This is a genomic window from Ferruginibacter sp. (assembly GCF_014377975.1).
GTDB lineage: Bacteria > Bacteroidota > Bacteroidia > Chitinophagales > Chitinophagaceae > Ferruginibacter.
In genome coordinates this window covers 23,723-43,117 of the sequence record NZ_JACMOO010000419.1, presented here as the reverse complement: position 1 = coordinate 43,117, position 19,395 = coordinate 23,723, and the positions used below count along the sequence as shown (strand labels likewise).

The window sequence follows — 19,395 nt, the reverse complement described above, 5'->3', positions numbered from 1 at the left end:
TCCAAAAAGCAATGGTTATGAAGCCTTGCATACTACTGTAATGGGGCCGCAGGGAAAATGGGTAGAAGTGCAGATACGCACCAAACGAATGAATGAAATTGCAGAAAAAGGTTTGGCAGCGCATTGGAAATACAAAGAAGGCGCCACTGTTGAAAACCGCTTTGATCAATGGTTTAGCCAGATAAGGGAAGCCCTCAGTAGCCAGGATACCAACTCACTAGACTTTTTGCAGGATTTTAAAACCTCTTTTTTAGCAGAAGAAATATATGTGTATACTCCGAAGGGTGATATTAAAATGCTGCCCATCGGTGCAACAGCATTGGACTTTGCCTTTGGTGTACATACTGCTGTGGGCAGCAGGTGTATTGGTGCGAAAGTGAACCATAAATTAGTACCCATTGGCCATAAATTACGCAGCGGCGACCAGATAGAAATAATTACCAGTGCCAAGCAAAAGCCTAGCCAGGAGTGGCTGAACCTGGTTGTAACCAGTAAAGCAAAACAAAAAATTAAAGATACCCTTAAAGAAGAAAAAAGAAAAGTTGCTGAAGATGGGAAACATATTTTACAGAAAAAGCTGGAGGCGATCGGGGGTATAATGACGCAGCACAATATGGAAGAACTGGCTAATTTTTACAAACTCAATTCTTCGCTGGACCTGCTGTATGATATCGCTATTAAAAAAATTGATTTAAAAGAATTAAAAGAATTCACTGCCTCGGGAGATCGTTTGTTTCCGCCAAAACCTGTAAAGGTGGAGGTAGAAGAAAAGAAGGATACTGATTATACTGCAAGGCCCTATAATAAAAAAGATGCTGAACTGATCATATTTGGTGAAAGCAGTGACAAGATAATGTACACACTTGCCAACTGCTGCAAACCCATTCCGGGAGATGACGTTTTTGGGTTTGTTACCACCGGTGAAGGGTTAAAAATTCATCGAACCAATTGCCCCAATGCTGCCAGGCTAATGGCCAATTTTGGACACCGGATTGTAAAAACAAAGTGGGCAAAAAATAAAGAAATATCTTTTTTAACCGGGTTAAAAATTGTGGGGCTGGATGATGTTGGGGTAATTCATAAAATTACCAACCTGATCAGTGGCGAAATGAAGTTCAATATTTCTGCCATGACGATTGAAGCAAAGGATGGAATTTTTATGGGTAATCTAAAAATATTTGTACATGATAAAGAAGAGCTTGACGAATTGTGTAACCAGTTGCTAAAACTGCCCGGTATTGAAAAAGTAGAACGGTACGATACAGAGTAAGCTGCGCCTTTAACCCTTCTATCTCTTAAAATTTTTACTTTATTTTAAAGTTTTAACGCTTACAAAACGCTTAACAATTAGTTTTTTTTACAATTTAACATTGATTCGTAAATTACATTATATTAACAAATTTCAAAAATTTAAAACAGTTACCATGAACGAATTAATTACCGGTTTGACTGAAAAAGCAGGCATTACTGCAGAGCAGGCCCATAAAGCAATTGACCATATAAAAGATTACGTAAAAGAAAAATTTCCGATGATGGCAGGAGCAGTAGATAATTTATTTGCATCAGCACCTTCAAGTGCAGTAACTGCTACTGATGCCGTACTTGACCCAACAGCACCAACTGCAACAGGCAGTGCTATGGATAAAATCAGTGACATTATTCCTGGTGAAACAGGACAAAAGGTGGAAGATCTTGTAAAAGAAGCTGCTCACAAGGCAGAAGATGTTTTTGACAGTCTGAAAGATAAAGTGAGTGGTTTGTTTGGCGGTGATAAAAAATAATATAATTTAAATATTTGAATCCATCCGGGAATATCGGGTGGATTTTTTTATGGCTGAACTTTAATTACTTAATCATTTTGTGAATTATAAAACGGGATTAATTTATTTGCGTAAAACTTCCCGGCTGATAACCAACTTTTGTACCTCGCTGGTACCTTCGCCAATGGTACACAATTTACTGTCCCTGTAAAATTTTTCTACCGGAAAATCTTTACTGTAGCCATTACCACCGAAAATCTGCACTGCTTCTGTGCTTGCTTTTACAGCTACTTCACTGGCATAATATTTTGCCATTGCCGCTTCCTTGGTCATGGGTAATCCTTTTGCTTTAAGATCGCAGGCCTGGTGGATTAATAAATCTGCTGCCGCAATTTCAGTTGCCATATCTGCCAGTTTAAAACTGATGCCCTGGAAATTGGCAATCGGCTGATCAAACTGGTAGCGTTCTTTCGAATATTTTAATGCTGCTTCATAAGCCCCTTTCGCAATACCCAAACTTAACGCTGCGATAGATATTCTGCCACCATCTAATATTTTCATGGATTGTTTAAACCCATCACCTACTTCCCCAATCCGGCAACTATCTGTTATTCGGCAATTATCAAAAATCATTTCTGCGGTTTCACTTGTCCGCATACCCAGTTTATTTTCTTTTTTACCACCGCTAAAACCAGCGGTACCCCTTTCAACAATAAACGCTGTTGAATTATCTTTTGTACGGGGTGCGGCGGTACGGCAAATTACTACGGCAACATCACAGCTCTTACCATGTGTTATCCAGTTTTTTGTACCGTTCAATATCCATTCGTCCCCTTCTTTTACGGCAGTCAACTGCATATTACCTGCATCGCTGCCAGTGTTTGCTTCGGTTAATCCCCAGGCACCCAGCCATTCGCAGGTGGCTAATTTTAGCAGATACTTTTTCTTTTGTTCCTCGTTGCCAAAAGTTAAAATATGTCCTGTGCACAGCGAATTATGGGCTGCTACTGATAAACCAATTCCACCACAAACTTTGGAAATCTCCTGAACAATTACATTGTATTCAAAATAGCTTAACCCGGCGCCACCGTAAACCTCCGGAACCAATACACCCATCATACCGAGTTTGCCCAATTCTTTATAAAGAGGTAAAGGAAAATGCTGGCTTTCATCCCACTCCATCACATATGGCCTGATATATTTTTCAGCAAAATCTTTGGCTGTTTGCGCTACCTGCTGCGTTAATTCATCGTTTTTAAAATTCATACTTTCGGAAATTGTATACTGCAAATTTACGCTTTTTAAACTGCTGGCAGGTGTTCGTAAATCTTTAATTTACCTTTAAATAAGGAGCTGCTTTGACAAAAATATCATCTGTAATCAGCATGATTTTTTTTAGATCATCGACAGCGGTAAAATTGCCGTGTTGTAACCTGTATTGCACGATGGCATTGGCTATGGCATACCGCAGGTAAGGATGTATTTTCATTTCAGCTGCATTGGCTGTATTGATATTAATTTGATGAATCGTTACCTGGCTGACAGAAAAGCGGGACTTTATTTTTTGAAAGGTAGAATCCGGTAAACCATAGGTTTCTCCAATTTGTTCTACGTTATAAAAACCACCAAGCTTATTCCTGAAAGTAAGGATACGCTCAGATAATTTACTGCCAATGCCGGGTAATGCAATCAATAACGTTGTATCTGCTGTATTAATATCAATGATAGCAGTTGAATATTTTGGCTTCTCATATACTTTGTTTTCATACAATTTTTTTTCAGGATAATTTTCTTTACGCACATTTTTAATTTGTACAAGAGGAATCAATCTTTGTATTTCATCTTCATGTAAACCCCATATTTTACCAAGGTCTTCCGGTTTATAAAACCTGCCACCTTTTTGCACAAATTTTTGAATGGTGGCAATTGTTTTATCTCTCACTCCCAGGCGCTTCCAGCCAGCTTCATCCAGCAAATTGGGATCAAAAACAAATAACGCTCCTTTTATTTTTTTTGCATATGCTTTATTACCATCGGGCTCACGGTAATTTTGATAGTCCTCCTTATCAAAATTTCTTTTGGCGTATTTATCAGTACTGTCTGCCTGTTTCATTTTAAGCATATCAATTTGCTTTTTAAACAGGCTTGCATCCGTTGGTTTTGTGTGAATGATGAAAGGAAATAGAAATGGAAGGATTATAAAAAAAGCGATCAATACAAGCAACACCAGCATACCGCTACGCTCCTTTTTTGTAAAACTCAGATAGTCGGATGCAAAGCGCTTCCACATAATATTGCTGATTAATTCTTAAAGATAATCATCCGTTATCAGTTATGCAATACCCTAAAGAAGCAATAAAATCAGGTAACCGATAGTGTAAGTCCATCATAGGCCAGCTGCATGCCCGCAGGTAATTCTTTATTAACATCCGCATGCATGCCCAACTGGTGACTCACGTGCGTAAAATAAGCTTGCGGCACGTTTAATTCTTTCACCAATTCAATAGCCTCATCCAATGTAAAGTGAGAAATATGTGCTTTTTGGCGCAGTGCATTTACAACCAATATTTCGCTGCCTTTAATTTTTTCTTTTTCGTTTGGCTCAATTCTGTTAGCGTCTGTGATGTAGGTAAATTTTCCGAAACGAAATCCAAAAACGGGCATTTTTAAATGCCAGACCAAAATTGGAATTACGGGTATATCGCCAATTATAAAGGGAGTAGTATCGATGGTATTGAGATTAATTTCGGGAATACCTGGATATTTTTTATCGGCAAAAATATAGGCAAATTCTCTTTTTAGGGCTTCTGCCGTTAAAGTGTTGGCATATACTTCCATTGCTTTGCCAGAAAAAAAAGAAAATGCCTTTACATCGTCCAGCCCGGCAATATGATCTTTGTGCGGATGGGTAAAAAGTACCGCATCCAGTTGCTTTACCTGCTGCCGCAGCATCTGGTAACGAAAATCGGGTGTGGTATCAACAACAAATGCAGTAGTAGAACTCTGTACTAAAATACTGCTGCGTAAACGCTTGTCTTTTTTATCGGTAGAAGTACATACTTCACATCCACAGGCAATCATGGGAACGCCAGTACTGGTTCCTGTACCAAGAAAAGTTATTTTTAAAGGGGGACTTTGCACTGTGTAAAAATAAGCAATAACTATTAAGCATGTACAAATGGCAAATTCAACTGGCTTTGTTTATCGTTTCCAAGGGCCATAACCTCATCGTACAGCTTCTGGCTTTCGTGGGTTAAGGCATCAAAATTAATTTCCAGTTGCGGCAGCAGGTCTATCAGGGTATTTATTTTTCCTTCTGTTTGAAAAAACTTATTTAATACAACCACTTTTTTTGCTTGCAAAATACAGTAGCCACTTTGAAAATTACCTCTTTCATAGCGGATTACATAGCCGCTTTCCTGGATGATTTTTTCAATCTTATCTAATGTATGTTGGGTGAATTTTATAGCCATAAAATAGTAAGCCGTTGCCGCCTTTTTATTAGTTGCAAATTTACTACAGCTTCCTCCTTTGAGACGTTCTACTTATCCACAAAAGTTTATAACTAAATGTTATAGTGTACACTGCATTTTGCAGGAGGGATTGTTGTGAAGATACGCATCGTACAGGGAACGAAGTAAAGCCAGACCCGCCCTATTTATTCGTCATACGTATTATCGGCACAATCATTTCTTCCAGGCTTACACCGCCGTGTTGAAAAGTATTGCGGTAATAATTTACAAAATGATTGTAGTTGTTCGGATAGCAAAGAAATATATCGCCCTTGGCAAAAATAAATGATGAATTTACGTTGGGTGTGGGCAAACCCGCTTCTTTGGGATCCCTGAATACAAGCACATCTTTTGCATCGTAATTTAAATTACGCCCATGTTTGTACCGCAGGTTGGCTGTGGTTTGTTTGTCACCAATTACTTTAGTAGGTGTTTTTACCCTCACCGTTCCATGATCGGTACCTACAATTACCGTTACTTTTTTATCCGCAATTTTTTTCAATGCCTGGTGAAGTGGTGAATGTATAAACCAGCTTTCAGTAATACTACGATAACTGATTTCATCACCGGCCAGTTCTTTCAAAACTTCCATCTCGGTGCGGGCGTGACTGAGCATGTCAATAAAATTATACACAATGATATTGATGTCGTTTTGCATCATGTTGTGCATGTTCTCTACCATTTTTTGCCCATCGTGGTTGTTGGTTATTTTAGTGTACGAATATTTTAAATCTGCTTTACCCAGGCGTTTTAACTGACCTTTAAAAAACTCTTCTTCAAACATATTTTTTCCACCTTCTTCATCATCATTTTTCCATTGTTCTTTAAATTGTTTTTCTATATCGATAGGCAACATGCCGGCAAAAATGGCGTTGCGGGCATATTGGGTGGCCGTTGGCAAAATGGAATAAAAAGTATCTTCTTCCTGTATGCGAAAACTTTCAGCAAAAATGGGCTGAATAATTTTCCACTGATCGAACCGTAAATTATCTATGAGTACAAAAAAAAGCGGCTTTCCTTTTTCAATATGTGGCAGCACTTTAAACTTCATTAAATTATGACTCATAATGGGTGCGCTGCAATTTTTTGGATTGATCCATGAAGCATAATTACGGCTGATAAATTTAAAGAATTCTGTATTGGCTTCGGCTTTTTGCGATTGAAAAACTTCCTGCATTTCCGGGCTGTCACTCTTCTTCATTTCCAGTTCCCAATACACTAATTTTTTATAAATTTCCATCCAGCCGTTGTAGTCAGGGGTATCGTTAAGGGCCATAAATAAACTACGAAATTGCTGCTGGTAAGCTGAGGTGGTTTTTTCTGCCACCAGCCTTTTATTGTCTATCAGTTTTTTTAAGCTAAGCCATACCTGGTTTGGGTTTACTGGCTTTATCAGGTAATCGCTTATCTGGCTGCCGATGGCTTCATCCATTAAATTTTCTGCTTCATTTTTAGTGATGAGTACCACCGGTAAATTACTATTGACTTCTTTAATTTGCTGCAGGGTTTGCAAACCTGTTATACCGGGCATTGTTTCATCCAGCAATACCACATCCACAATATTTTCCTTTACAAATTCTATAGCATCAAATCCATTGGTTTTGGTTTGCACCTCGTACCCTTTATTTTCTAAAAACATTATCTGCGAAGTAAGACTGTCAATTTCATCATCAACCCAAAGTATTTTTGCTACACTCATAATTTAGTTATTGTTTATTATTTGTTATTGGCTGTATTAATGTATTTTCTAAATATTTAATTGCTTATCATTGAAAAATACCGGCGACTGGGCATTTTGTCATCCTGCAAAAAGTAGGGTAAAACCCTTGATGTATAAGTGATCTATATACTGTAATAATAAATTAAACAAATAAGGTGTGCCAGCAAATATACTGGTTTCACCTTTCAGATTTGTAGCTTTGCGCTGCAGGTAAAATAAGTTTTAACAAAATACTACCAACCAGATAATATTAATGCAGCTTAAAAAAATAATCAACGATCCGGTGTATGGTTTTATCACCATTGATGATGAATTGGTTTTTAAAATAATTGCCCATCCATATTATCAACGCCTGCGCCGCATACACCAGATGGCCATGGCGCACCTGGTATATCCCGGAGCAGTACATACCAGGCTGCATCATTCATTGGGTGCATATCATTTAATGTGCAACGCATTGAATGAATTAAAAAATAAGGGCATCGATATTTCAAAAGAAGAAGAGCAGGCTGCCAAAGTAGCCATACTGCTGCATGATGTGGGCCATGGACCTTTTAGCCATGCGCTTGAAAATATTTTGATTGAGGGCATGCAGCATGAAGCTATTTCTTTATTGCTGATGCAGGATTTAAACAAACAGTTTAATGGACAACTACAGATTGCAATAGATATTTTTACCAATGTGTATCATAAAAAATTTCTTTACCAGCTTGTGAGCGGACAACTGGATGTAGACAGGATGGACTATCTGACGAGGGATAGTTTTTTCAGCGGTGTTAGTGAGGGTGTGATCGGCTACGACCGGATTATAAAAATGTTAACGGTACACAAGGGCGAATTAATGGTGGAGGAAAAAGCAATTTATTCAATAGAAAAATTTTTACTAGCACGTCGCTTAATGTACTGGCAGGTATATTTGCATAAAACGGTTTTGTGTGCAGAGCAGATGTTACAGCGTATTATTAAAAGGGCCAAACACATCAAAGCCTTTAGCAGAACACCTCTTAATAAGTTTATTAATGAGCCCATACATACAGTGACCCTGCAGGAATTTTGCGCATTGGATGATTATGATGTAATGAGTGCCATTAAAGAATGGAGTACCCATGAAGATAAAATCCTGTCGGTATTGTGTGAGGGAATTATCAATCGCCACTTATTAAAAATTATTTATACCGGCGTACCCGTTGATGAAAAACTGGTGGCAGAAAAAACTACAGCGGTTATGGAGAAATATAGTATCGATGCCGCTGAAGCAGCCTGGCTGGTATTTACCGGAGAAGCCGTAAGCAATACCTATAATTTTGAAGATGAAAATATTCATATTTTGTTTAAGGATGGATCGGTGAAAGATATTTCAGCAGTAGATAATGCTCTTATCAATCAAAACATGAAAAGCAAGGTTAAAAAATATTATATTTGTTATTCAAGGTAGCCGCGTAGCTTTTGGCATTCCACAATGCACTTATAAAGTTTCGTGTTATATCTTAAAGCTTAAAAAAATTATGGAATTTTCCGCAGCACAAATCGCCCTGATGATTGATGGCAAAGTTGAAGGGAACGCTGACATTACTGTAGCATCTTTTGGCAAAATAGAAGACGCAGTTTCGGGTGAACTGGCTTTTTTAGCCAACCCTAAATATGAGGAATACTTATACAGCACACAGGCATCTGTCATTATAATAAATGCTTCGCAGGAACTTAAACAACCCATTTCGGCTACATTGATCCGTGTACCGGATGCATATACCGCTTTTGCTACTTTACTCGATAAATATCAGCAAATACAAAATCAACAGTTAACCGGCATACAGCAACCTGCATACGTAGATGCCACCGCCAAAATTGGAGACCAGGTATTTATCGGCGCCTTTGCCTACATTGGCGAGGGAGTTATTATTGCCAATGGTGTCAAAATTTTTCCATCTGCTTATATTGGCAATCATGTAGTGGTGGGCGAAAACAGCATTATTTATCCCGGGGTAAAAATATATCACCATTGTATTATTGGCAAAAATGTCGTCATTCATGCTGGCACTGTAATTGGCAGCGATGGCTTTGGCTTTGCTCCGCAAGCAGATGGCACCTATAAAAAAGTACCGCAAATTGGCAATGTAATTATTGAAGACAATGTAGAGATTGGCTCCAACGCTACTATTGACAGGGCCACCATGGGCAGTACCATGATAAGAGCTGGTGCCAAACTTGACAACCTTTTGCAAATTGCCCACAATGTAGAAATAGGTAATAACGCGGTGATTGCAGCTCAGGCAGGCATCAGTGGCAGTACCAAAATAGGCAACAATGTTATGATAGGCGGACAAGTTGGTATTGTAGGACACCTTCAAATTGCCGATGGCAGTAAAATAAATGCACAAAGTGGCGTAAGCAAATCCATCAAAAAACCTAATACCTCTGTAACAGGTTCCCCGGCTTTTACCTATACAGCTGCTTTGCGAAGCCAGGCAATGATAAGAAGCCTTCCAAAGATGGAAAAAAGAATAGAGGAACTTGAAAAGTTAGTGAAAGAGTTGTTAATACAAAAGGGATAAATACCTATTTTATTTACTCTGCTAAAACTTTTTTAATTTTTAAGTTTGTAAGATAAAATCAGGTGTGCGTACTATAATTTTATTGGTTTAAAAGACAATATTATTTATCAAGAAATTTCGTGCGTTCCCTTTTCAATATTTGGCTACCCGGCTTTTAAAAAGAATGCAGCGATTATATACCCTCACGGGATGCCAAAAAATAAAATATCTTTGCCGCAATTTAAAAACACCCCTGTTAAGTATGGATGCAAATTTTAACCCCGATAAACAACATACTCTATTATGCGCCATTAACATTTCAGGTACAGGTTTACATACAGGTATTAATGTAGATATGACGCTGAAGCCCGCCAATGCAGGGTTTGGTTTTCAGTTTCAACGTATAGATCTTCCGGGGAAACCTATTATAAAAGCAGATTGCGACCTCGTAATAGATACCTCCAGGGGAACTACGCTTGAAGTTGGTGATGCTAAAATAAGTACGGTAGAACATATCCTTGCGGCACTGGTTGGTATGGGAATAGACAATTGCCTGATTGAAGTAACCGGGCCGGAAATACCCATCATTGATGGAAGTAGCGAACCGTTTGTTGAAATTATCAGTGAAGCAGGCATACTGGAACAGGAAGCAGCGAAGGCATGGTATTCTATTGATACTAATATTTCATATTACGACGATGTAAAAAGGGTAGAAATGACCGTGCTGCCTGCTACCGATTACAAATTAACTACACTGATAGATTTTAACAGCCCGGTTTTGGGAACACAACACGCCAGTTTAAAAAGCATGCTCGACTTTAAGAGTCAGATTGCGCCCTGCCGTACCTTTTGCTTTTTACACGAGCTGGAAGCCTTGCTGGATAACAACCTTATAAAGGGTGGCGATATAAACAATGCCATTGTGGTAGTTGACAGACCTGTTACAAAAGAAGAAATGAACCGGCTGGCAAAAGCCTTTGGCCGGGAACAGGTAGAAGTTAAAAGCGAGGGATACCTTAACAACCTGGAACTGCGTTTTCCCAATGAACCTGCAAGGCATAAATTACTTGACGTAATTGGTGATCTTGCCTTAATTGGGTATCCTATTAAAGGACATATTATAGCCAACAGGCCGGGCCATAGCAGTAATGTAGAATTTGCAAAAAAAATAAAAAACTACATTAAAAAAAATAAACATACCAAGGGTATTCCTATTTACGATCCAACCCAGCCACCGGTATATTCTTTACAACAGATAGAAAAAACCTTACCGCACCGTTACCCTTTTTTATTGGTTGATAAGATTATTGAATTAACGGACAAACAAATAGTGGGCATAAAAAATGTAACTTTCAATGAGTATTTTTTTCAAGGTCATTTTCCTGGAAACCCTGTAATGCCGGGCGTTTTACAGGTAGAGGCGCTGGCACAAACAGGTGGTATTCTTTGCATCAATGCCATGCCCGAAGGACAATACGATACCTATTTTATAAAGATTGAGAATTGTAAATTCAAACAAAAAGTTGTACCAGGCGATACCATGATTTTAAAAATGGAACTGATAGAGCCCATTCGCCGTGGCATTTGTGTAATGCGGGGCAGTATTTTTGTTGGTAATAAGCTTTGTACAGAAGGTGATTTAACAGCACAGTTGGTTAAACGGAATTAGCTGATGTGCTGATTAAATATACCCAACTGATTTATTAAACTATTTGAAAACACAGCAATCTTTACTTTTAACAAATTGGCACATCAGCAAATCAGCAAATTAAAAAAATGATTCACCCGCATACATACATACATCCCAATGCAAAATTGGCTACCAATGTAAAAATTGATCCTTTTACTGTTATTCATCCCAACGTAGAAATTGGCGAAGGCACCTGGATTGGAAGCAACGTCACTATTATGGAAGGTGCCAGGATCGGTAAAAACTGCCGCATTTTTCCCGGGGCTGTTATAGCTGCCATTCCACAGGATCTTAAATTTGAAGGTGAGCAGACTACGGTTGAAATTGGCGACAATACCACCATTCGTGAGTTTGTAACCGTTAACAGGGGAAGTAAAGACCGATGGACAACCAAGGTAGGCAACAATTGCCTGATAATGGCATACAGTCATATTGCGCACGACTGCATTGTGGGTAACAATTGCATTATGAGCAACAGCACTCAAATGGCAGGACATGTAACTATGGGCGATAATTCAATATTGGCCGGGATGTGTGCCATTCACCAATTTGTGCAAATAGGCCAACATGCATTTATAAGTGGCGGCTCATTGGTTAGTAAAGATGTGCCACCTTATATTAAAGCCGGACGCACCCCGTTGAGTTATGCAGGCGTAAATTCAATCGGTCTAAAACGCAAAGGTTTTTCTATTGATCGTATTAATAAGATACTGGACATTTACCGCATCATTTATAACAAAGCCATGAACACTTCCCAGGCGCTTAATTTTATTGAAGAAGAATTACCAGCCACAGATGAAAGAGATGAAATTGTAACTTTTATCAGGGAAAGCGGAAGAGGTATTATCAAGCGGTTTACTAAGGGAAGTCAGGATGATGAATAGTTATGAGAAGTATGATAAGGATTGCCGGTTAATCAAAAAAATAGTTTTTAATTAAACTTCACCAGCCTGTAACTATCTTTCAACAAAACAGTGTAGGAATTTAGCAATGTTCTTTTAAAAATGCAAATCACTTTAAATAATGTTGGTAAAAGATTTAACCGGGAATGGATTTTCCGGCATTGCAGTTATCAGTTTTTGGATAATAAAAAATATGCCATTACGGGATTAAATGGTTCCGGTAAATCTACCTTGCTGCAGGTTTTATCCGGTTCACTTTCGCACAACGAAGGAACCGTTGATTTTACACTGCAACAAAAACCAATTGAGAACGAACAACACTTTCAGCACATCTCCATAGCTGCGCCTTATCTGGAATTGATTGAAGAAATGACGGCAGGGGAATTTTTGCATTTTCATAAACAGTTTAAATTACTTACACTGCCGGATGTGGAAATACTTGAAATTGCAGGTTTAAAAAAGGCAATTAATAAACAGATACGCTATTACAGCAGCGGCATGAAACAAAGGCTGAAACTGGCACAGGCATTTTTTTGCGATACACCGGTTTTATTGTTAGATGAGCCCACCACCAATTTAGATGCAGAAGGTATTGCATTGTACAGGCAATTGATTATTAATTATACAGCCAATAAAATGGTAATAATCAGTAGCAACGATTTAATGGAATATAATTTTTGTGATGCAGTGATTGCTATCGGTGATTACAAGCAAGTTTAGTTTAACCGGCACTGTATGATATGTTACACCGCCCCAAATTCAATACCATCGTAGATTATAGCAAGTGGTAATATAAAATCCAGGTCTTCAAATTCAATTATTTCATTAATAGTTTCAAAGGTCTGGTACTTCCATATCTGGGTATTACTGATACGGCTATACACTTCCACCATTACTTCTTTTTGGGCAACAAGTACATAATATTTCAGAAGCTCAATTCGCTTGTAATATTTTAGTTTTACTTCTTTATCGTACAATGCTGTTGAGTCAGATATTACTTCAAAAATTATTGAGGGATTTTTTACAAATAGATCATTTCCTTTTAAATCATCATGGCAGGTATAAATCAAATCCGGGTAAACATAAAACTGGTCTTTTTCAATTTCCAGTTTCATGCCATCAATAAAAACATCGCAGCCACTTTTTTTAATAGCTTTCAAAGAAACACCCATGTTTAAAATAATGTTATTGTGATTTTTTGTACCGCCAGCCATCGCAAATATTTCTCCATGGTAAAAATCATGCCGATCGGTACTTACTTCTTCCATGGCCATATATTCAGCATACGTATATTTTCTATCGCCTGTAGGAATTGAGTAACTCATTGTGTCAAAATTATATTTTATAATTTATTATGATGTTATCTCCTGCTGGCAATCAGCAGGTTTAAATCAGTATATTTTAAATCAAACCGTTCACTTAAATAAAAATTGGTAAGGCTGCCCTTAAACATGTAAATACCGCTGCGGATATTTATTTTGTACCACACCACATTGTCGATCCCGCCATCATCTGCTGTTTCAAGCAACAATGGCATCAACACATTGCTGATTGCCTGGGAAGCTGTACGTGCAAAGCCGCTGGGAATATTAGGTACACAGTAATGTATTACATCGTACTTTCTGAATACTGGTTTTTCAAGCGTGGTAACTTCACTGGTTTCAAAACATCCACCTCTATCTATACTTACATCCACAATCACAGTTCCGGGCCGCATATTACTCACCATTTCTTCCGTTACAACAATGGGTGTACGGCCTCCGGCGCTACTTAAAGCCCCCACCGCCACATCGCAGGTTTTTAATTGTTTGGATAAAATTTTTGGTTCAATAACCGAGGTCCATAAACGTCCGCCGATATTATTCTGCAATCTTTTTAAGCGGTAAATACTGTTATCAAAAATCTTTACACTGGCACCCATTGCCAGGGCTGTTCTTGCGGCGTACTCACCTACAATACCTGCACCAATAATAATTACTTTTGTAGGCGGTATACCGCTGATACCTCCCACCAGTACTCCTTTACCATGATTGGCATTGTTTAAATACTGCCCTGCAATCAGCATTACCGCACTGCCTGCAATTTCGCTCATGCTGCGTACAATGGGGTTATGGCCGCTATCATCTTTTAAGTTTTCGAAACTCAATGCAGTAATTTTTTTATCCATCATTTTCTGTAGAATCTCCCGCTTCATTACCGAAAGATGTATAGGCGAAATAATATATTGATGTGGTTTTAACAACTCACATTCAGTGTCGCTTACCGGGGCACTTTTTACCAATATATCACACTCAAAAACTTCTTTTTTATCGTATGCGATTTTAGCTCCTGCATCGCTGTAATCTGTATCGCCGTAACTGGCTCCGTCACCGGCTTTTGTTTCCACTACCACCCTGTGGCCATTGGCTACCATTACACCAACTGCTTCCGGTGTAAGCGCAATTCTGTTTTCGCTAAAGGAGGTTTCTTTCGGTATGCCAATAAATAATTCTTCTCCTTTAGGTTTTACATCCAGCGTTTCTTCAAGGGTTTCATAACTAAAAGAGGGAGATACAAATGGTTTTGATGTTGCCATAATTTTTAAAGGTTGAAGCGTACAAATTACAAATTAATTTTCAGCTTTCGGGTATTCATGTCAATTGAGGTAATGCTAACATGCAATGTTGTATCAGGAAAAATACCTGGTGCCTTTTGAGGCCATTCAACAAAACAGGTATTGCCGCTAAAAAGGCAATCTTCTACACCTGCCTGCAGGGCTTCTTCTTCATCCTTTAAACGATACAAATCTATATGATAAATAATTTTTTGCTTTTGGGTAATATATTGGTTGATGATAGAAAATGTGGGGCTGCTGGTATTTTCTGTTACACCGGCTACTTTACAAAAAGCATGTACAAAAGTAGTTTTACCAGCCCCCATTTCTCCTTCTAAAGCAAAGACTTTATACGCTGCTGTTGCAATTGCAAATTTTGTAGCAGCGGATTCTATTTTATCCAGCGTAAAAATTAATTCCATGTTGCAAAGATATTTTCCTTCATTAGTAATCAGCTAACAATCTCAAAGAATAATTTTGCTGTATGGAAAAAGTAGAATGGAAAGTAGATGGAATGGACTGTACTAATTGTGCACTTACCATTTCAAAATATCTTAATAAAGAAGGATTAAAAAATGTAAAGGTAAATTTTATAGGCGGCGATGTAAGCTTTGAATTAAATGGCGGCACACCGAAAGATCAATTGCTAAAAGGCATTGCCGGCCTGGGTTACACGGTGGTAAACGAATCGCATCCCACTAACGTTAAACCACCTTTTAAACTGTTTAAAAATCATCTGCAAAGATTTTTATTCTGTCTGCCTTTTACAGCAATACTTATGCTGCACATGCTACCCTGGCATATTCATTTTTTAATGAACCCCTATATTCAACTAACAATTTGCTTACCCGTTTATATTGTGGGGATGAGTTACTTTGGCGTAAGCGCCGTTAAAAGTTTACGCGGGGGTATCCCCAATATGAATGTGCTGATTGCCATTGGTGCAACGGCTGCATTTGTGTACAGCCTCATTGGAACGCTGGGTAACTATGGAATGGATTACGTGTTTTATGAAACTACTGCCACTATCATTACCCTGGTATTTTTGGGCGAATGGGTAGAAAATCGCTCTGTTTCCCTTACTCAAAAAGAATTAAATAAATTAGCTCTTCAGCAAAAAGTGATGGCCAATATGATTGCCTTTGATGATGAACATAAAGAAAATATTTTTCCTGTAGAAAATACACAACTGCGTACGGGTGATTTAATATTGATTAAAAGCGGCGAACAGGTGCCAATGGATTGTAAAATATTATGGGGCGATGCTCAGGTAAATGAAGCCTTGTTAACCGGAGAAAGTATTCCTGTACACAAACAAAAAAAAGATGCACTTATTGTTGGCAGTATTTTAACCGATGGTACAGTTAAAGCGCAGGTAACTGCCACCGGTAAAGACACGGTGCTAAGTAATATCCTAAACCTGGTAAAACAGGCACAAGGCGAAAAACCACCTATCCAGCAACTGGCAGATAAAATAAGTGCCGTATTTGTACCGATGGTTTTAGGTATATCGGTACTTACTTTTTTTATCAATTATTTTATTGTTGATGCTGGCGTAACCGGTTCGTTAATGAGAAGTATTGCAGTATTGGTAATCAGTTGCCCTTGTGCCATGGGGCTTGCAACACCCGCTGCTATTGCCGTTGGGCTTGGCAGGGCTGCAAAAAATGGTATCCTTTTTCGCAACGCAAAAAGTCTTGAATTGTTTAAGGATATTAAAACAGTGGTGTTTGATAAAACAGGTACCCTTACTAAAGGAGAATTTATTATTACTGGTTTTCACTCTTCCCTTTTACCTGACGAGGAATTTAAACGCATTATTTTTTCGATGGAAAAATATTCCAATCATCCCATTGCGAAAGTGATTACCCTTCAATGGAAAACCAACAATACGATTGCCTGGAAAAAAATTGAAGAAATTAAAGGCGTTGGAATGATGGCAACAGATGGTGATGGAAATGTTTACCAGTTAGGCAATAATAACCTTACCAATACTTCAATACATCTGGAAGAAAGCCATACTGCTTATCTGATAAAGAACAATGAGGTTATTGGCTGGCTGAATATGGAAGATGAATTAAGGGAAGAAGCCAAACAGGTCATCCGTTACCTGCAGTCAAAAAACATTACCCCAATTTTACTAAGCGGTGATAGTTACAACAGGTGTAAAAAGGTTGCCGATGCGGTTGGTATTGATGAGGTATTTGCACAAAAAAAACCAGCAGAAAAATTACAGATAATTGAACAGTTAACCAGGGCTAATCCAACGGCAATGGTAGGAGATGGCATCAATGATGCACCGGCACTGGCGAAAGCTACTATTGGTATTTCCATGGCCGATGCTTCGCAACTGGCCATGCAAACCGCCCAGGTAGTATTGATGAATAAAGGCATACAACATTTACCATTGGCATTGGGGCTGGGCAAACATACTTTTAGTACCATTAAACAGAATCTTTTCTGGGCTTTTATTTATAATATTGTAGCAATACCGGTTGCCGCTGCCGGCCTGCTGCATCCGGGTATAGCCGCATTGGCAATGGGTTTTAGCGATGTGGTGCTAGCTGTTAATTCGGTTACGCTTAACTTTAAAAAAGTGGTGTAATTTCAAGCCTTAATATTTTAAGTTGACGATCCATCAAATACTACAGCAATATTGGGGTTATGATGCTTTCCGGCCTTTGCAGGAAGACATTATAAATGCTGTGCTGGAAGGTAAAGATACGCTTGCCCTGTTGCCAACTGGCGGAGGTAAATCAGTTTGCTTTCAGGTACCTGCCTTAGCCAAAGACGGACTGTGCCTGGTAATTAGCCCGCTGATTGCGTTGATGAAAGACCAGGTACAAAATTTAAAAAATAAAGGAATACCGGCATTGTCTGTTTATTCGGGTATGCCTTTTTTAGAAGTAAAAAAAACGCTTCAGAATGCAGCACATGGAAATTATAAATTTTTGTACGTATCGCCGGAACGGCTGGAAACAAATTTATTTTTGGAGTATTTGCCCGCCATGAATATTAATCTTATTGCAGTGGATGAAGCACATTGTATCTCCCAGTGGGGTTATGATTTCAGACCTTCATATGCACGCATTACCCGGCTGCGGGAATATCTGCCGAGTATACCCATACTTGCATTAACAGCTTCTGCCACCGCAACAGTACAGGAGGATATTTGTGAGAAATTAGACTTCTCAAAAAATCAGCAACGGTTTCAACAGTCGTTTGAAAGGGCCAATCTTTCGTACAGCGTTTTTAATGCCGCAAGCAAACAAAATAAACTGCTGGAAATATTAAACAATGTAAAAGGCAGCGCCATTGTTTACTGTAAAAGCCGCAGGCATACCAAAGATGTTGCAGATCTTTTATTGATGAATAAAATAAATGCAGGTTATTATCATGCCGGGCTGAGCAATGAAGAAAGAAACAAACGACAGGAAGATTGGATCAATAACAACACCAGGGTGATGACTTGTACCAATGCTTTTGGCATGGGCATAGATAAACCAAACGTAAGAGTGGTGGTACATTACGATGTACCCGATTGTTTGGAAAACTATTACCAGGAAGCCGGCCGTGCAGGGCGCGACGGTAAAAGAGCCTATGCAGTTTTATTATACAACGACAGGGAATTACAGGACCTGCAATTACAATCAAGTATTCGTTATCCTGAAAAAGAAGAAATAAAAACAGTATATACTGCCGTTATGAATTATCTGCAGGTTGCTGCTGGTAGTGGCGAAGGCCTAAGTTATGATTTTGATCTTGCAACATTTGCCGCTGCTTTTAAAATAAATATCCTTACCGCAACCTACGCTGTTAAAACGCTGGAGCAGGAAAATATACTAACGTTCAATGAAGTTTTTTTCAAACCCTCTACAATCGTTTTTATCTGCGAAAAAAATGAATTAAATGAATTTGAACAACAGCACCCTCAACTGGAACTGGTTATAAAAGGTTTGCTGCGGAGTTATGAAGGTATTTTTGATTTTGCCACTGCCATTTATGAAACCCAGCTTGCGAATTTTATCCATAAAAAATTACCCGACGTATTACAGCAATTACAGGTTTTACACCAGTCACGAATAATTGACTATTCCTTCCGGAAAGATAAACCACAATTAACATTGTTACAAAACCGGATGTATGCAGATAGTTTTATGATTAACTTATCTGATTATGCACAGCGGAAGTTAAATTTCGAAAAAAGGGTAAAGGCTATTACTGTTTATGTTCAACAAACCATTCAATGCAGAAGCCGGACTATTGCAGCTTATTTTAATGATATTAATGTAAAGGCCTGTGGCATTTGTGACAACTGTATCCGTCAGCAGGATTTGCAGATTAGCACAGAAGAATTTGCCCTCATAACCGGCGAAATTTTTCAACGGATATCAGAACATGCTGTATTGTACAAAGAACTTTTAAAGAATTTAAAAGGAATTAGAAAAGAAAAATTCTGGAAAGTATTTAATTATTTACAAGCAGAAAAAAAAATCTGTATCAGCAAAGAAGGAATGATAGAAAAGATTTGAACAGTAAGATGATTCTTTATTTGAAACACCTAAAAGCAAGTGGTATAAAAATAAAAAAGGGACCAAGATAGAAATCTAGTCCCGCTTTAAAATCCAATATCCTATGAAAAACCAAAGTGAAGATAGGGTGTAATAGTTTACAATACAAGCCTTTT

At 38.4% G+C, this 19,395-nt stretch carries 17 protein-coding genes; 9 read left to right on the top strand and 8 right to left on the bottom strand.

Going from position 1 to position 19,395, the window contains the following annotated elements:
* A partial coding sequence (locus tag H7254_RS20590) for a TGS domain-containing protein (RefSeq protein ID WP_301934764.1) occupies positions 1–1,270 on the top strand: 1,270 nt, incomplete at its 5' end.
* Between the two features lie 154 nt (positions 1,271–1,424).
* On the top strand, positions 1,425–1,781 hold the full coding sequence (locus tag H7254_RS20585; RefSeq protein WP_301934763.1) for a hypothetical protein: 357 nt from the start codon (positions 1,425–1,427) through the stop codon (positions 1,779–1,781).
* A 102-nt stretch (positions 1,782–1,883) separates the two neighbouring features.
* Here H7254_RS20585 and H7254_RS20580 read toward each other — a convergent pair whose 3' ends face one another.
* From H7254_RS20580 to H7254_RS20560, 5 genes are all read right to left on the bottom strand, one after another.
* Positions 1,884–3,026 carry an acyl-CoA dehydrogenase family protein gene (locus tag H7254_RS20580; protein ID WP_301934762.1) on the bottom strand — a complete coding sequence of 381 codons (1,143 nt, stop codon included), beginning with the start codon at positions 3,024–3,026 and terminating at the stop codon, positions 1,884–1,886.
* A 64-nt stretch (positions 3,027–3,090) separates the two neighbouring features.
* Positions 3,091–4,050: a helix-hairpin-helix domain-containing protein gene (locus H7254_RS20575; protein ID WP_301934761.1), complete on the bottom strand. Its 960-nt coding sequence runs from the start codon at positions 4,048–4,050 to the stop codon at positions 3,091–3,093.
* Positions 4,051–4,121: 71 nt separating this feature from the next.
* Entirely contained in the window at positions 4,122–4,901 is a 780-nt protein-coding gene (locus H7254_RS20570; RefSeq protein ID WP_301934760.1) for an MBL fold metallo-hydrolase, read from the bottom strand.
* Positions 4,902–4,924: 23 nt separating this feature from the next.
* Positions 4,925–5,233 (bottom strand): hypothetical protein, encoded by a 309-nt coding sequence (locus H7254_RS20565; RefSeq protein WP_301922194.1) that lies wholly within the window; start codon positions 5,231–5,233, stop codon positions 4,925–4,927.
* Positions 5,234–5,414: 181 nt separating this feature from the next.
* Positions 5,415–6,971, bottom strand: a complete 1,557-nt coding sequence (locus H7254_RS20560) for a response regulator (RefSeq protein WP_301934759.1) — start codon at positions 6,969–6,971, stop codon at positions 5,415–5,417.
* 274 nt (positions 6,972–7,245) lie between these two features.
* Here H7254_RS20560 and H7254_RS20555 point away from each other — a divergent pair, with 274 nt between their 5' ends.
* From H7254_RS20555 to H7254_RS20535, 5 genes are all read left to right on the top strand, one after another.
* Entirely contained in the window at positions 7,246–8,427 is a 1,182-nt protein-coding gene (locus H7254_RS20555; protein WP_301934758.1) for an HD domain-containing protein, read from the top strand.
* A 70-nt stretch (positions 8,428–8,497) separates the two neighbouring features.
* Positions 8,498–9,544 (top strand): UDP-3-O-(3-hydroxymyristoyl)glucosamine N-acyltransferase, encoded by a 1,047-nt coding sequence (gene lpxD / locus H7254_RS20550; protein WP_301934757.1) that lies wholly within the window; start codon positions 8,498–8,500, stop codon positions 9,542–9,544.
* Positions 9,545–9,785: 241 nt separating this feature from the next.
* Entirely contained in the window at positions 9,786–11,192 is a 1,407-nt protein-coding gene (locus H7254_RS20545) for a bifunctional UDP-3-O-[3-hydroxymyristoyl] N-acetylglucosamine deacetylase/3-hydroxyacyl-ACP dehydratase (protein WP_301934756.1), read from the top strand.
* Between the two features lie 107 nt (positions 11,193–11,299).
* A complete protein-coding gene (gene lpxA / locus H7254_RS20540) occupies positions 11,300–12,097 on the top strand; it encodes an acyl-ACP--UDP-N-acetylglucosamine O-acyltransferase (RefSeq protein WP_301922199.1) in 798 nt (265 codons plus the stop codon).
* Between the two features lie 120 nt (positions 12,098–12,217).
* Complete coding sequence (locus H7254_RS20535) at positions 12,218–12,835, top strand: ABC transporter ATP-binding protein (protein ID WP_301934755.1); 618 nt, start codon at positions 12,218–12,220, stop codon at positions 12,833–12,835.
* 23 nt (positions 12,836–12,858) lie between these two features.
* Here the strand turns inward: H7254_RS20535 and H7254_RS20530 are convergent, their stop codons facing one another.
* The 3 genes from H7254_RS20530 to tsaE are packed head-to-tail and all read right to left on the bottom strand — an operon-like array spanning position 12,859 to position 15,130.
* Positions 12,859–13,440 carry a Uma2 family endonuclease gene (locus H7254_RS20530; RefSeq protein ID WP_301934754.1) on the bottom strand — a complete coding sequence of 194 codons (582 nt, stop codon included), beginning with the start codon at positions 13,438–13,440 and terminating at the stop codon, positions 12,859–12,861.
* A gap of 35 nt (positions 13,441–13,475) precedes the next feature.
* On the bottom strand, positions 13,476–14,690 hold the full coding sequence (locus H7254_RS20525) for an alanine dehydrogenase (protein WP_301934753.1): 1,215 nt from the start codon (positions 14,688–14,690) through the stop codon (positions 13,476–13,478).
* Positions 14,691–14,716: 26 nt separating this feature from the next.
* Entirely contained in the window at positions 14,717–15,130 is a 414-nt protein-coding gene (tsaE, locus tag H7254_RS20520) for a tRNA (adenosine(37)-N6)-threonylcarbamoyltransferase complex ATPase subunit type 1 TsaE (protein WP_301934752.1), read from the bottom strand.
* A gap of 62 nt (positions 15,131–15,192) precedes the next feature.
* On the opposite strand from tsaE, the gene H7254_RS20515 reads away from it, so the two are divergent.
* Complete coding sequence (locus H7254_RS20515; RefSeq protein ID WP_301934751.1) at positions 15,193–17,313, top strand: cation-translocating P-type ATPase; 2,121 nt, start codon at positions 15,193–15,195, stop codon at positions 17,311–17,313.
* Positions 17,314–17,335: 22 nt separating this feature from the next.
* Positions 17,336–19,240 (top strand): ATP-dependent DNA helicase RecQ, encoded by a 1,905-nt coding sequence (locus tag H7254_RS20510; protein ID WP_301934750.1) that lies wholly within the window; start codon positions 17,336–17,338, stop codon positions 19,238–19,240.
* The last annotated feature ends 155 nt before the right edge of the window (positions 19,241–19,395 follow it).

What these genes read in the sequence shown, in the direction of transcription:
- H7254_RS20585 (WP_301934763.1), top strand. Translation starts at nt 1,425, where the DNA reads ATGAACGAATTAATTACCGGTTTGACTGAAAAAGCAGGCATTACTGCA.
- H7254_RS20580 (WP_301934762.1), bottom strand. Translation starts at nt 3,026, where the DNA reads ATGAATTTTAAAAACGATGAATTAACGCAGCAGGTAGCGCAAACAGCC.
- H7254_RS20575 (WP_301934761.1), bottom strand. Translation starts at nt 4,050, where the DNA reads ATGTGGAAGCGCTTTGCATCCGACTATCTGAGTTTTACAAAAAAGGAG.
- H7254_RS20565 (WP_301922194.1), bottom strand. Translation starts at nt 5,233, where the DNA reads ATGGCTATAAAATTCACCCAACATACATTAGATAAGATTGAAAAAATC.
- H7254_RS20560 (WP_301934759.1), bottom strand. Translation starts at nt 6,971, where the DNA reads ATGAGTGTAGCAAAAATACTTTGGGTTGATGATGAAATTGACAGTCTT.
- H7254_RS20555 (WP_301934758.1), top strand. Translation starts at nt 7,246, where the DNA reads ATGCAGCTTAAAAAAATAATCAACGATCCGGTGTATGGTTTTATCACC.
- lpxD (WP_301934757.1), top strand. Translation starts at nt 8,498, where the DNA reads ATGGAATTTTCCGCAGCACAAATCGCCCTGATGATTGATGGCAAAGTT.
- H7254_RS20545 (WP_301934756.1), top strand. Translation starts at nt 9,786, where the DNA reads ATGGATGCAAATTTTAACCCCGATAAACAACATACTCTATTATGCGCC.
- lpxA (WP_301922199.1), top strand. Translation starts at nt 11,300, where the DNA reads ATGATTCACCCGCATACATACATACATCCCAATGCAAAATTGGCTACC.
- H7254_RS20535 (WP_301934755.1), top strand. Translation starts at nt 12,218, where the DNA reads ATGCAAATCACTTTAAATAATGTTGGTAAAAGATTTAACCGGGAATGG.
- H7254_RS20530 (WP_301934754.1), bottom strand. Translation starts at nt 13,440, where the DNA reads ATGAGTTACTCAATTCCTACAGGCGATAGAAAATATACGTATGCTGAA.
- H7254_RS20525 (WP_301934753.1), bottom strand. Translation starts at nt 14,690, where the DNA reads ATGGCAACATCAAAACCATTTGTATCTCCCTCTTTTAGTTATGAAACC.
- tsaE (WP_301934752.1), bottom strand. Translation starts at nt 15,130, where the DNA reads ATGGAATTAATTTTTACGCTGGATAAAATAGAATCCGCTGCTACAAAA.
- H7254_RS20515 (WP_301934751.1), top strand. Translation starts at nt 15,193, where the DNA reads ATGGAAAAAGTAGAATGGAAAGTAGATGGAATGGACTGTACTAATTGT.